Source organism: Vibrio sp. 1641 (assembly GCF_033339995.1).
GTDB lineage: Bacteria > Pseudomonadota > Gammaproteobacteria > Enterobacterales > Vibrionaceae > Vibrio > Vibrio alginolyticus.
The window spans coordinates 155,702-169,451 of sequence record NZ_JAWOVP010000005.1; the positions used below are offsets into that span (position 1 = coordinate 155,702).

Consider the following 13,750-nt stretch of genomic DNA (forward strand, 5'->3'; position numbering starts at 1 on the left):
CTGACAATCAAAGACTAAAAAATCTCGACGAATCATTCAGCAAAGACGCTGTCTACGATGGCGACTAACATGCTCTGTAACCGCTCGTTTCAACCGCTATCAATTTCATTCTGAACAGCGTGCAAAATGGCGCAGTTCGATATCCTCCAATTGCATATCCATACAGTCTTGCGCCTCACGTCCTAGAGCAGGAAAAACTGCATGCGCTTTTAAAATGCCTTGGCTGATAAAGCCGCATTTCTCCAACACACGGATACTCGCGTGGTTGCCAATATGCGGGGCGGTGCGAATGCGCGTTATACCCAAGCTTTGCAGGTAGACAACGCCAAGTTTGCAGGCTTGGGTTGCATAGCCTTTTCCCCGATAGCGAGCAGAAATACCAAAATGGATTTCACTGCTGTCTTGCTCAGGCATCAGCACCAGACAACCAATAGGAGTTTGAGAAGTGAGTTCTTCAATAGCGAAGACTAATAGATTGGGAGACTTTTGATCATATTGAGCACACCATCTTTCGATGGCTTCAAGGGTTTGATTAACATTTTGGTGGGCTTGGCGATTGAGGAAGCGGCATGCTTGCTCATCGCCTAAATAGTTTTCAAACAGAGGAGCAGCGTCTGTTGTTTTGAGGTATCTGATTGCCACTTGTTGAGATTCAACTCTCATCATGATTTAGCTCTGATAAACATTCGGTTTCCAAATTTGCATGAAGTTTTCTACTGGAGCAATAGGAGTGAACCCAAACTGTTCGTACAACCCGTGAGCATCGCGGGTTGCAAGCATCATACGGCGTAAACCTTGTAGTTCTGGATGAGCAACAATTTCTGATATCAACAACTTACTGATGCCTTTACCACGGTGTACCTCCACAACAAACACATCGGCAAGGTACGCAAACGTGGTACGATCGGTAATTAACCGAGCAAAAGCAACGAGTTGATTTTCATCATCCAAAACCGCGAAACAGAACGAATGGCGCAATGACTTCTCAAAGCGTTCTCTTGGAATACCCTTTCCCCAATAACTGTTTGAAATGAACTGGTAGATAACGTCTAAATCCATGTCATCTAACGACATAGTAATTCGAAATCCTTGCATTGTATCCCTCAACATTGATTTATATTTTCTCAGCCACACAGACAAGCGAGTTGGCATTCGCCTCAAATACTTGCGCTGACCAAGATTGGTACTTCTCTATGATTCTGAATCCCGCTTGTTCAAGGAAACCCTCTATGTCTTCTAGCGGACGATATTTTAAATCAATGCTGGAATGCTCAATCGTTCCACTTTCAAAATGGCGCTCTTTGTTCAAATACATGATGGACGTTTGCAAGTCATACTCGGCCTTCATACCGAAATAATTCACTTCACCATAGGTTGGAGAAACATAGGTTTGCCACAGCGCCATCTCATGATCCAATTCTAGATTTTCTGGCGTTGGTAACCGCGTATCGAAAACAAATCGCCCACCTTTTTCGAGGTGTCTTGATATTGAGCTCAGTGCACCTGCTAGCATCTCGTCACTTAAAAAGGCTTGGAATGCATTCCCTGTCATTATGGCTAGGTCAAACTTCTTACCTAACGAAAACTGGGTTGCGTCGAGATGAAGAAAACGCAAGTTACTCCTGCTTTTGGCTTTGTCCTTTGCGTGTTTGAGCATCCCTTCAGAAATATCAATGCCAATGGCTTCGTTGAGTTGCTCAGAGACTGGAATCGTGACAATACCGGAACCACAACAGACATCCAATACACTTCGAGCATTGGTTTCTTCGGTTAACCTTGTGATGAAAGCAATGTCGTGATGGTAATGCTGGTCGTATTGAGCATCGTATTCAATGCCAGACCCGAATTCGGTTAAATCTTGTGTTTTCAAAAACAATCCTTGTTTGTTACTTATTTCAGCGGTGTGACTTTTTCAGCTCTAGCATCAAGTATCGACACACATAACCAACACCAGATACGTAACCAATCACATTTTCTAGGGAAACCACTTCCAACCCCGCTTGCTGACAGAGTTGCTCAACTTCACTTTCGGTATATGCCGTATGCACGACCGATCCACTATAAGTATTTCGAGGCAAATCTTGTCCATCCGGATCGTGGTATTGAAAGCTGATAAAACATCGTCCATTCGCAGTTAGCTTATGCGAAATGCACTCCAGAAGTTGTTGAGGCTCTGCTAGAAACTCAGTAAAACCAAGTGCGGTGATAAGGTCGAAGGTTTGTTCAAACAAAGGGGAAAATGGCTCATCGAGATTATGAACCGCGACGCTTTGATAGAGGTTAGTTTGGCGCGCTTTATCAACCATTTTGGACGAGATGTCTAAGCCATGGATGGCGAGTTCTGGATAGTGACTTTTTACGACATGGCCGATACTGCCAGTCGCACAGGCTAGGTCGAGAACCGAGCCTTGCTCGATGGGAAAGGTTTTTAACTTCTCAGAAATCCAACGTGGACCGACGTAGTGACTGTCATCCACCAACTTTTGATAGCGATCCGACACATCATCATACATTTTTGCTACGTTCATCGTTTCCTCCTTGATAACCAGAACGATGCTCGAATGTAGCACGCAATAAGCATCTAGACACTTATTGGTTAACTAGTTCTTTATGGTATGTGACCGACTGGTTGTTTAGGACAACAAAAAAATCCGATACTCAATATTTTGAATATCGGATTTTTATAGCGTTATCGAGCTAACCAAATTCTCGCTAGTATTCCTATCGGAGTGGTAACGCCAGTTGTGACAGAGGAAATTTCACCATTTCTTAAAACATAAATGGTTGGGGTCACGCTAATTTTCCATTCACGCATAATATCGCTTGAAGGATCGTTTATGTTTTCAAAACGATATTCTTTTGCCTGCATAAACTGCGCCACACGCTCATTTGGCCCTGATGAGCCAGAAACGCCAACTACGGCATAGTCATCACTCAGCCAGCTCACGCTTGGACTTACAAATTTACAAGCGGGACACCAAGTCGCCCAAAAGTAAACAACGACAGGTTGTTCATGACTTTGTGCGATTGCATCGAAGTATTCACCATCGCTCAATACGGAGCTCAATACGGAGCTCAATGGTGGTGCCTCCTGTTTGGGAATATCTTTGGTGCGATACCAATCCATCGCGATAGAAATAACGGTGACAATGAGCACCATCTGTACGATTTGAACGAGCCAATACCGGACTGTTCTACGCTGCTTTGTCGAACTCATTGAATGGATCCCCCACTCGCTTGTTTCACCGCGCTTAAAACAACATCATCAGTCAGAATCACAGGTAACGGGATACCTTGTGGCGCCGCCGGGCCATAGACGATGTTAAACGGCACACCGTAACGCCCATTAGCTCGTAAAAAGTCCGTTACCGAGCCGTCCGGATGCGTCCAATCCCCTTTTAACGTCGCCACATTAGGGCTTTGCAGCAATGAGTAGACAGGATCTTGCCAGATCACGCCGATCTTGTTCGCTTTACACGTGACACACCAATCCGCAGTCACATCCACAAACACCACTCGCCCATTATTGACGTGCTCTTCAATCGCTGAATTAGAAAGCTTTTGCCAAGCTAGATCATCCGGAAGTGGCGTTGCCCATTGGTCAGCAGTGACACTGCCAAGTAGTAAGCCGCCAGCTATTAACACTAACGATGCGGTCCCTGATACAGCAAGTGCTTTCTCACCATACACACGCTTAATTCTTGCCATCATGACGACAAAAGCAACCACAGCGATGAGTGCAATCCATAACATCGGTACATGATTTGCCATTAATGAAAGTAGCCAAACGCTGGTTGCCAACATCATTATGCCAAACACGATCTTAACGACATTCATCCACGAGCCAGGCTTTGGTAGTTTCAGCGCGATATTTGGAAACACAGCGACTAAGAGCCAAGGCAGTGCCATACCCAATGCTAATGCTGTAAAAGTTGCAAATAACGTTAATACGTCGGCACCCAAGGCAAACGCCACGGCCGTTCCTAGAAAAGGCGCGGAGCAAGGCGTCGCAAGCAATGTGGCAAACATACCTTGAACATAGTGACCAACTAGGGAGTTATCACCTTTCGAGGCCAGCCATGTATTGGTACCCGATGATAGACGGATTTCAAACAGCCCCAGCATATTGGCCCCAAACAAAGTGGTGACCAACACCATCAAACCTAAGAACCAAGGGCTTTGAAATTGCACGCCCCAGCCAATGGCATTACCTGTTAGCTTAAGCACCAAAATAAAACCAGCGAGAATCCAGAACGACGTTAATATACCAAGTGACGAGGCAACAAACTGAGCGCGAATTTGACGACGCTCGATACCTTGAGCGGCAACAATGCTACTTAGCTTCATCCCCAAAACCGGAAGAACGCAAGGCATAATGTTAAGAATTAAACCGCCGAGCAACGCGAATAGAAAAACACTCGTTAGAGACGTGCTCGGCAACGGTTCAACTATTGCCTCAGCAGTTGCTTGAGTGGTTTCTTCTGCTAGTAAATTGGTGTCTTTGATGGTCACAAACAGCGACTGACCATCTAACTCCACATCGCCCAGCCAAGTATCAACGATATAGCTCGCGGTGACGATGTTTCCTTCTTGATGCATTCCTTCAAGCTTGAAGCTATAGTCTCGCGTTGCTTCATCGACGCCATCCACCAGCACTTGTGGTTGTTGCCAACCCTGACTGTTCTTTAGCTTGATTTGCAGTTTCGATTGGTTCGCATCCCAACTCGCCTGAGTAACATCAATAAACGGCGATGGCTGCGGCACGTTACTCACTGCTTGAGCGTAACTGAACATCACGTCTTCATCGACTTTTAGATCAGAAGGCAAGAACGTCAATTGAATTTGATAGTCCGTCAACACACAAATCGTCGTACAAGAAGAAAGTGTCAGTACCGCATCAATCGTGACAGGTTTGGACATGTCTTCGACGTGCAGCGTCATGGGGAACAAAGTGTCGCCTTTATACCCAAGAGTCTCGATACCTAATAATTCGAATTTTTGTGGATGCGGCCATTGCCAATCCACTTTGGATAAATTTTGTGAATTTTGCCAATCAATAGATGGTGCTACGCCGCCCTCACCAGGTGAACGCCAGTAAGTTTTCCAGTCTCCGGTTAACTTGACGTCCAGATAACCAGTGATTGTTTTGGCTTGCGGATCTTGTTGACCAGTGAGCACAAAGCGCGTTTGCACTGGAGGATGTTGTGGGTTGGTCAGCCAACCTGTATCAGTAGTTTGAGCTGAAATACTCAGAGAGAGCAAACTCAAAGCAAGCGTCATAAAAAACATGAACGCAAACTGAGTCAGTTTAGTAATTTGATTCATAGTGATTCCTAGTTAAAAGACAAAGGTGCTAAATAACTGACGCTAGTGGTCAGAAAGCACGCTTTTATTCTCGGAACACACAGAAAGTCAGATGGACTCGATACTTACGGCCTATCGGTTCCGTCCAATGTTGCGCACCAATATAGGCACTGCACAACCAAATTGCCGAAGCAAAAAGACCGACAAACAGAACAACAATAAATACATCGAGTTGATGTTGAGAAAACTGAATTAACTTTTCAGACAATTTGCACTTGCTGGTTTCTTTAGTATCAATCGACTTGACGCTCGAACGCTCATCAGCAAGTGAAACCGCGGGCGATTCCGTCTCATATTTCATAGAGCATGACGATGCAAAGCCTGAATTTTGCATCAGACACACAACCACCACCCAGCCAATAATCGCCAGTAGCCATTTTGCCCGCTTATGTGGCGTGTGATGCCGTTTAGTCAACAAACTCATAAGAATTCAGATAAAGTAAGAACGAAGAAGATAATACGCGAGTCGTCATAAAGCTCAAGTTGTATCCTCTAAATAGCCTTAAGAGGCTTCACTCGCTAAGCTTTAATCTAGCTTGCCATAAATATATGCCAACTCTGCGACGGTTTTTGCCGAGAACTTCTTCAATAGATTAGCTCGGTGTACTTCAACCGTTCGCATTGCTATGCAAAGTTCGTCAGCAATACGAATGTTGCGTTTTCCTTCAATGATCAAACGTAAAATGTCTTTTTCTCTAGGTGTGAGCGACTCATAAGCCGATTTTGCTGCTGCCATATCGAGGTTTGTGGCAGACCGTGCCTGTCCCTGCAAAATGGCTCGTGCCAGTTCATCGCCTTTGACTGGTTTTTGGAAGAAATTGACCGCCCCAGCTTGCAATGCATCGACCGCCATCGGGACATCACCATGCCCTGTCAGATAAATAACGGCCAACGGGCTGTTGGCTTGATTTAAAATTTGGTGCACTTGCTGACCACGAAGGTTGGGCATTCGACTATCAAGGATCACGCATCCGGCCTGATGAATGTTCACTTTATCGAGAAAAGATTGCCCATCAGCAAAAGTCGTCACGTTGAAGTCATGCTCTTCCAGCATAAAAGCGAGAGAGTCACGCACCGATTCATCATCATCGACTACAAAAACAGATAGCTGCTTTTCACCGCTGCTCATGAATGCTCCTATGCCTAGTTCAGATTAGTTTTGATATGGAAATACAAGCTCAACCAAACAACCATGTGGTGCTGTCGAGCTGATGAGAAACTCGCCACCATGCATTTCCATTACATCACGACAAATGGCTAACCCCAGCCCGAGCCCCTCTTCTTTGCTACTCACAAATGCTTGAGTTGGATTCTCTTGCTGCAACCCTGTGCCGTTGTCCAATACTCGAATGGAAAGTTGATTGACTTGGTAGTCACTATGCAGGGCAATTTTACCTTGATAACCTGATGAGTGATATTTCTCTTGGAACAAAGTACACGCATCAATCGCGTTACTGATCACATTAACTAAAACCTGTTGTACGCCAACTGCATCGACAAGTAACGGACGAATGTTCCCTTCTGTACTGGTCACAATCGAAATATTTTGCTTCTGCATTCGAAAATGGAGCAACTCAATCGTGTCATCAATGAGTACTTGAGGATCGCACGGCGCTTTGTCGACACTACGCTTGCGGATCAACGTTCTTAAGCGCTGAATAATTGCATCGGCTCGTTCAACTTGCCCCTGTATTTTCTCAAGCACTGGGACAATATCTTCATGAGGGCGCTTTTTGGCCAAGCGAAGTAAACCGCCTTCACTGTAATTGCGAATGGCCGCCAATGGCTGATTGAGTTCATGGGCAAGACTAGTGCCGATTTCTCCGACAATCGCGACCCTTTGTGAATGTTCTAACTGTTCACTTTTCTCTTTTAATCGTAACGATGTCTGCTCCAACGCTTGCTTACTCTTGCTAAATCGATACTCAAGCCAAAAGTGGTACGCGTTCAACACAATCACAAACATGAACAGAGCCCATGCCCATTCTTGATGACTACGCAGCCAGCGTAGAGCCTCACTCCACCAGGGTTGTTGCAACGGATGGAGATCCAACGCCTGATAAAGTTTGTCGATGCTCAGCAAGCTGACGGGGGACGTCCAACCTGACGCGCCTGCCACAATAACCGCAGGGTGTTCAGGTGGCATCGCTAACAATACTTGCGCAATCTGTTTGGCGATCTGAGCTGAGCCGCGCTCTGTTTTGGCAAATGACCAGTTAGGATAAAGCGGTGTGGAAACAGCGCATAACGAGCGCTCGTTCGGCTGTTGATTTAAAACTCGGTAATTACCCGGTTGTAAAAGCCCTTCACTTAGCATCTGTTCCAATAAACAAGCAGGGACGACGGCCGCTTCCACATTACCATCACGTAATTGATACAGGTTGGCATCAATAGGAAAACCAAGATAGCGGACATCAGAAAAGAAATCGTTTGGATTAAGCCCCATTTCGACTATTTGATAGCGCATCGTTAGATAACCACCAAACGCTTTTTCTGATACCGCCGCAACGGGACGTCCTGAGACATCTTGCACCGTTTGATAACTTGAATTGGCTCGAACCACAAGCGCCGAACCAATGCCGTAATTCGAGTTTTGTGGGGCTCTGCTGGTTAGCGTTGCCATCCACGACAGCGCGTATTGCCTGCCCAATCGCACTGCCTGACCTGGGTTGGTTAAGATGAAATCCATGGTCTGAAACTTCACCGCTTCGCCCATTTCATCCAAGTTAAGGGGATGAAGGACAAAATGCACATCGGAAATTTGCTGATTGAGCCAATCAATGGTCGGTTGCCATCTCTGCTCAGCATAAAGATGGCCGCGTATCGCTAACACGCCCACTTCGACTTTTTGCTTGGCCTGTGGCTGCTCTGCTTTTTGCTCTTGCATTCCTTGCAGATCTGCTTGTTCAGAAACTGCGCCCTGAGTCAAAGATGCAAAGGCAACTAAGCAAAGAATCCAAAGCTGAAGCAACCGTGGCGTTTTGTTCATGATGAGTAGAATCGTTCCTTCGAAAGTAATGGAGCAAGAATAACAGCTACCCTTGGTAAACCACATTTGTTTTAGATCAAGTTTGATCTGGGTATGTGGAAATCCACAATATAAGCCTCGCAGTGCATTTCTCACAATGGAATCAGTCAATTCAAATACAACAAAAAAAGCAGGTGAGTTATGGATTCCACCAAACGTCGCTTTCTCAGCGCGGTCACAGCCGGAGCCGCGTTAATTCCAGTCGCTGGCATTGGCACGGCAACTGCGGGAAACATTATTCGAAATAACCAGTCCGCTGACCGAAAAGGACAAGTCGGGAAGCGTTATGCCATGGTGATAGATTTGCGTAAATGTGTCGGATGCCAGGCTTGCACTGTGGGTTGCAGCATCGAGAACCAAGCGCCAATCGGTCAGTTCCGAACCACCGTAAAGCAATACGAAGTTACGTTAGATGATGGCTCTACAGCCACGCGAGAAGCAAAAGCCTTTATGCTACCGCGCCTTTGTAACCACTGCGACAACCCACCTTGCGTGGCAGTGTGTCCGGTTCAAGCAACCTTTCAGCGCGAAGATGGTATTGTCATGGTGGATAACAGTCGCTGCGTCGCCTGCGCGTACTGTGTACAAGCTTGCCCTTATGATGCTCGTTTTATCAATGAGGACACGCTCACCGCAGATAAATGTACCTTCTGTGCTCACCGTCTAGAAAAAGGTCTATTGCCTGCCTGCGTGGAAACCTGTGTTGGCGGAGCACGTGTAATTGGTGATTTGAATGATCCATCAAGTGAAGTCCGCCGCTTAATTGCGAAGCACCAAGACGATATCAAAGTGCTAAAACCCAATGAAGGCACCAAGCCTCACGTGTTTTACATCGGCATGGATGAACGCTTCACCAGCCACATCGACGGACAACCTGCTATTTACGACCCACAAGGAGATCGCGCATGAACATCACCGAAGTGTTAGTCCAACCTCAAGCGATGGCTTGGCTCCCGTGGGCGGTGCAGTATTTCTTCTACATCGGTTCGGCTTATGCGGCTGCTGTTTTATTCCTAATCGCCCTATTATTTGAAAAACACACCAGTCACAGACTGCGCGCTGCGCTTGTTCTGACGCTGGCCATCGGCGCCATCGTGGGGCCATTAGCGTTAACTGGCGACCTTCACCAGCCGGGACGCGCATGGCATTTTTACGCACACATCACTCCGTGGTCATGGATGTCTTTAGGGTCGCTTTTCTTGCCTGTTTTCTCAGGTTTAGCGGTAGTGACTGCATGGCTGTATCTCCGCGAGGATCTGATCAACTTACGTAATCAGCCAGGGAAAGTACTGCCTCTAATTTCAAAGCTGTCACTGGGTGACTGGGCGCTCTCTCGTAGAGTCATGCTTATGGTATCTGTTATCACGGTGCTATCAGGCATCACCATTGCAGTCTACACAGGCGCTGAAATTGCAGTCGTTAAATCGCGCTCTTTATGGCACCAACCCGCGTCGCCGGTTCTTTGGTTTGTCACTGCGTTTATGAGCGCGGTCGGATTTTCTCTGTTGATTTGGCTCTTGCTGCCTAGTCAGTCAAAGACGCTGACATCTGGCGATACTAATTTACTTAAAAAATCAGTGGTTACCAGCGGTGTATTAACGCTGATACTGCTACCGATTTGGGCATCCAACAATTCCGCATTTTCGCTCTATTCTAGCGAACAATGGATGCACAACATTGCCCTGCTCACTTTTGTCGTTTTAGGTTGTGTTTTGCTCGCTTTCATCTTCTTGCGCGATACCAAAAAGTCCGCATCAGCCAGATTTCGTCACGTCATAGGGCTCAGTTTTGTGTCTGCTGCCGCACTGGCAAGTGCATGGCTGATTCGCTGGTTTACCATCATGGAAGTGCAAACCATCGCCAAGTTCGATGCAGGGCTGTATCCATACCAACTCACTATGGATGGAAATGGCTGGATAGGCATTATCGGCATGCTCGGATTATGGCTTGCACTGGCACTGCTCGGTTCGGAGCTGGTTCAGCCAAAACAAAAGATCGAAGTAAAAGCCTCATCACTCACCTTAACTGAACGCTAATCAAAGAGGATTTCATCATGGATAACAAACGCCGTCAGTTTTTGAAATCAGGCATTGCAGTGGGTGGGCTTGGCGCATTCGCTGCGGGTTACGCCACCACCACCAAACACATGGTCGAGGGTGCGCTCGAAGGCACTGCGGGAGAAAAAACGCGTGATATTCACCACGGTAACTCGCTTGAACCAGAGTACACGGTCAACAGCAAAGGCAACCTAATCCCTAATCCAAATCAGCGCGTTGCACCATCGATGTGTTTTGGTTGTTGGTCACTGTGCGGATTGCGTGTACGCATTGATAACCGCAGCGACGAGATTTTGCGCATTACTGGCAACCCATATCACCCACTCTCTCATCAGCAACACATGCCGTTCGAAACGCCAGTCAAAGATGCTTATTTAAGTTTGGCAGGAGAAGCGGGCCTTGACGGTCGTTCAACAGCATGCGCACGTGGCAATGGGATGTTAGAAATTCGCAACAGCCCGTACCGCATTACTCAGCCACTGAAACGAGTTGGAAAACGCGGCGAAGGAAAATGGATTCCGATCAGCTACGAGCAATTGATAGAAGAAGTCGTAGAAGGTGGTGATTTATTTGGTGAAGGCCATGTTGATGGCTTACGCGACATTCGCGATTTAACAACGCCCGTTGATCCTGAAAACCCAGAATATGGGCCGAAAGCCAACCAATTGTTAATGACCAACGCCGGTAACGAAGGCCGAGACGACATATTCAAACGCTTCGCGTTCAACAGCTATGGTACACGTAACTTTGGGCATCACGGCTCTTACTGCGGCTACGCATTTCGTGCTGGCAGCGGCGCATTTATGAACGACTTAGATAAGAACGCACACTTAAAGCCAGATTTTGATAATGCGGAATACATCATCTTCATCGGTATGTCGCCTGCGCAAGCTGGCAACCCTTTTAAGCGTCAGGCGCGCCAACTCGCCAATGCGCGAACAGAAGGTAGCTTGGAATACACCATCATCACGCCAAGTTTGCCTGCGGGTTCATCGAGCTTGGCCGCCGGTGACAACAACCGCTGGATACCAATCAAACCGGGCACCGACTCTGCCCTCGTGCTTGGCATGATCCAGTGGATCATCGAAAACCAACGCTACAACAAAACCTTCTTGGCGCAGCCGGGGGCAAACGCGATGAAACGAGCCGGCACCGCGCACTGGTGTAATGCTACGCATCTCGTGATAAGCGATAATCAGCACCCGAGAAACGGCACGTTTTTACGCGCGTCGGACTTGAATCTGCCATTCGAGGGCGAAGCGTTGTCTGACTCCGACCCGTACGTCATCGTGGATGAGCAAAGCGGCGAATTTGGTGTTCATACCCAAGCTGAGGAAGCGGCACTGTTTGTCGATAAAACGGTTTCGCTTGCATCGGGCGAAGTGCGCGTAAAATCGTCTCTACAAAGACTCAAAGAAGAGGCGTTCAAATACAGCCTTGCGTTCTACAGCCAACAATGTGAAATCCCTGTCGAACAAATTGTTGAACTAGCAAAGCGCTTCACCAGTCACGGAACAAAAGCGGTGGTCGATACCCACGGTGGCAACATGCACACCAATGGGTTCTATAACTCGTTTACCATCATGATGCTCAATGCGTTGATTGGTAACATAAATATGAAAGGCGGCGCGATGGCCAAAGCGGGTGGCTACCCAACTTCCGCTGCGGGTCCTCGTTACGACTTCACCAAATTTGCTGGCAAAGTCGGCCCGAAAGGCGTCTTTTTGTCGCGCAGTAAATTCCCCTACCACAAAACAAGCGAATACAAACGTCGCGTTGAGGCTGGTGAATCCCCTTATCCAACTCGCGCGCCTTGGTATCCGTTTGCCGCGCCACTGCTGACAGAGCACCTATCTGCGGCTATTGATGGTTATCCATACCGCGTAAAAGCGTGGATCAATCACATGGCGAACCCAATGTATGGTGTACCCGGTTTGAAAACGCTGCTGGAAGACAAGCTTAAAGATCCAAAACAACTCGGTTTGATTGTGTCTATTGATGCGTTCATTAACGAAACCACCGCGTTGTCGGATTATATTGTACCTGACACGGTCACCTACGAAAGCTGGGGTATGGCAACGCCTTGGCACGACGTTCCGGTGAAAACCGTCACCGCTCGCTGGCCGATTGTGGGAGCGCGAACAGAGAAAACCGCCGATGGTCGTTCAATTTGCTTAGAAAACTTTTTGATTGATGTCGCCAAGAAAATGCAACTGGGCGGCTTTGGTGACAACGCGATTCAAGATGCGCAAGGGAATTGGCACGCTCTCCACAGCGCTGAAGATTTCTACTTACGTTCCGCGGCAAACTTGGCTTATGTGAAAGGCGGGGTGCCTGAAGTTTCGGCAGAAGACATTGCGTGGTCCGGCCTAGAGCGTTTAATGCCAGCCATGCAGAAGACGCTGACAGCGGATGAGATGAAACGTGTGGCGTTTATTTTTGCTCGCGGTGGACGTTTTGAAAATGCAACCGAAGCGTATCAAGGTGAGCAAATGAAGCACAAATGGACACGACCTGTCGCGATATGGAATGAACGTGTCGGCAGCGCAAGAAACACCATGACCGGTGATTTCTACACGGGTTGCCCAACATGGCATCCACAAAAACTGGCCGATGGCACATCAATGGAAGACCAGTTCCCAAGCTCAGAATGGCCTTTCAGCCTGACGAACTTTAAATCCAACATTCACAGTGCGGTATCCAACCTATCGCCAAGGTTGAACTCGATTAAAGGCGTAAACCCAGTGTACATCCATCCAATCGATGCCGAGCGTGCGGGCATTAAAACGGGTGATGAGTTTGTTATCGAGACACCATCTGCAAGCACCAAAGCACTTGCGATGATAGTCAGCGGGATTCGCCCTAGCACACTCGGATTTGAACATGGGTTTGGTCATACCGAGCTAGGACAACGCTCGCACTGGATCGGCGATAAACAACAACCCGTAAAAACGCGCAGCCAAGATGGCGTCAACATTAACGACATTGGCTTAATTGATCCTACCCGAGAAGGTAAAGGTGTATTGTTGGATTGGGTAGTGGGCGCGGCGGCACGTCAGTCCCTGCCGGCCAAAATCCGCAAAGCGTAACGCCGCACGTTAAGACGTCTCTACCACTTAGAGCTGCCGATTTGTGCAGCTCTTCACCACTTTGTTTTTTATCGCTTATAGAACAACCAATAAAAACAAATACGGCCATTTACACTTATTAAATATGTGGAAATCCACAATACCTTTCATTATTGACAAGGCCGACAATATTGTCCAAGTGACTACCAAGTAGCACTTAGACATATTAATAA

Annotated in this window: 12 protein-coding genes; 3 read left to right on the forward strand and 9 right to left on the reverse strand. The window is 47.3% G+C overall.

What is annotated here, in order from left to right:
• Positions 1-105 precede the first annotated feature (105 nt).
• The 9 genes from R7Z47_RS13045 to R7Z47_RS13085 form a co-directional block, all read right to left on the reverse strand.
• Positions 106-666: a GNAT family N-acetyltransferase gene (locus R7Z47_RS13045; RefSeq protein ID WP_213965573.1), complete on the reverse strand. Its 561-nt coding sequence runs from the start codon at positions 664-666 to the stop codon at positions 106-108.
• 3 nt (positions 667-669) lie between these two features.
• Positions 670-1,095, reverse strand: a complete 426-nt coding sequence (locus R7Z47_RS13050; protein ID WP_053349639.1) for a GNAT family N-acetyltransferase — start codon at positions 1,093-1,095, stop codon at positions 670-672.
• 19 nt (positions 1,096-1,114) lie between these two features.
• Positions 1,115-1,870, reverse strand: a complete 756-nt coding sequence (locus tag R7Z47_RS13055; RefSeq protein WP_053349638.1) for a class I SAM-dependent methyltransferase — start codon at positions 1,868-1,870, stop codon at positions 1,115-1,117.
• Positions 1,871-1,895: 25 nt separating this feature from the next.
• Positions 1,896-2,528, reverse strand: coding sequence for a class I SAM-dependent DNA methyltransferase (locus R7Z47_RS13060; protein WP_170891293.1), 633 nt, complete (start codon positions 2,526-2,528; stop codon positions 1,896-1,898).
• Between the two features lie 161 nt (positions 2,529-2,689).
• Positions 2,690-3,217, reverse strand: a complete 528-nt coding sequence (locus R7Z47_RS13065) for a protein disulfide oxidoreductase (RefSeq protein WP_151514996.1) — start codon at positions 3,215-3,217, stop codon at positions 2,690-2,692.
• The gene (locus tag R7Z47_RS13070; protein ID WP_213970708.1) at positions 3,214-5,325 is read right to left on the reverse strand and encodes a protein-disulfide reductase DsbD family protein; all 2,112 of its coding nucleotides are present in this window, start codon (positions 5,323-5,325) and stop codon (positions 3,214-3,216) included. The genes R7Z47_RS13065 and R7Z47_RS13070 overlap by 4 nt, the downstream gene beginning before the upstream one ends.
• A gap of 64 nt (positions 5,326-5,389) precedes the next feature.
• Positions 5,390-5,788, reverse strand: a complete 399-nt coding sequence (locus R7Z47_RS13075) for a hypothetical protein (protein WP_115386181.1) — start codon at positions 5,786-5,788, stop codon at positions 5,390-5,392.
• A gap of 102 nt (positions 5,789-5,890) precedes the next feature.
• Positions 5,891-6,493 (reverse strand): response regulator transcription factor, encoded by a 603-nt coding sequence (locus tag R7Z47_RS13080; RefSeq protein ID WP_238843896.1) that lies wholly within the window; start codon positions 6,491-6,493, stop codon positions 5,891-5,893.
• 24 nt (positions 6,494-6,517) lie between these two features.
• The gene (locus R7Z47_RS13085) at positions 6,518-8,353 is read right to left on the reverse strand and encodes a sensor histidine kinase (RefSeq protein WP_262607065.1); all 1,836 of its coding nucleotides are present in this window, start codon (positions 8,351-8,353) and stop codon (positions 6,518-6,520) included.
• A 180-nt stretch (positions 8,354-8,533) separates the two neighbouring features.
• On the opposite strand from R7Z47_RS13085, the gene dsrO reads away from it, so the two are divergent.
• Genes dsrO through R7Z47_RS13100 form a run of 3 tightly spaced genes read left to right on the forward strand, consistent with a single transcriptional unit; the run spans position 8,534 to position 13,538 of the window.
• Positions 8,534-9,301, forward strand: a complete 768-nt coding sequence (gene dsrO, locus R7Z47_RS13090; RefSeq protein WP_064354168.1) for a sulfate reduction electron transfer complex DsrMKJOP subunit DsrO — start codon at positions 8,534-8,536, stop codon at positions 9,299-9,301.
• Positions 9,298-10,428 carry an NrfD/PsrC family molybdoenzyme membrane anchor subunit gene (gene nrfD, locus R7Z47_RS13095; RefSeq protein WP_154205163.1) on the forward strand — a complete coding sequence of 377 codons (1,131 nt, stop codon included), beginning with the start codon at positions 9,298-9,300 and terminating at the stop codon, positions 10,426-10,428. Before dsrO ends, nrfD begins: the two co-directional genes overlap by 4 nt.
• A gap of 17 nt (positions 10,429-10,445) precedes the next feature.
• On the forward strand, positions 10,446-13,538 hold the full coding sequence (locus R7Z47_RS13100; protein ID WP_262607067.1) for a tetrathionate reductase subunit A: 3,093 nt from the start codon (positions 10,446-10,448) through the stop codon (positions 13,536-13,538).
• Positions 13,539-13,750 lie beyond the last annotated feature (212 nt).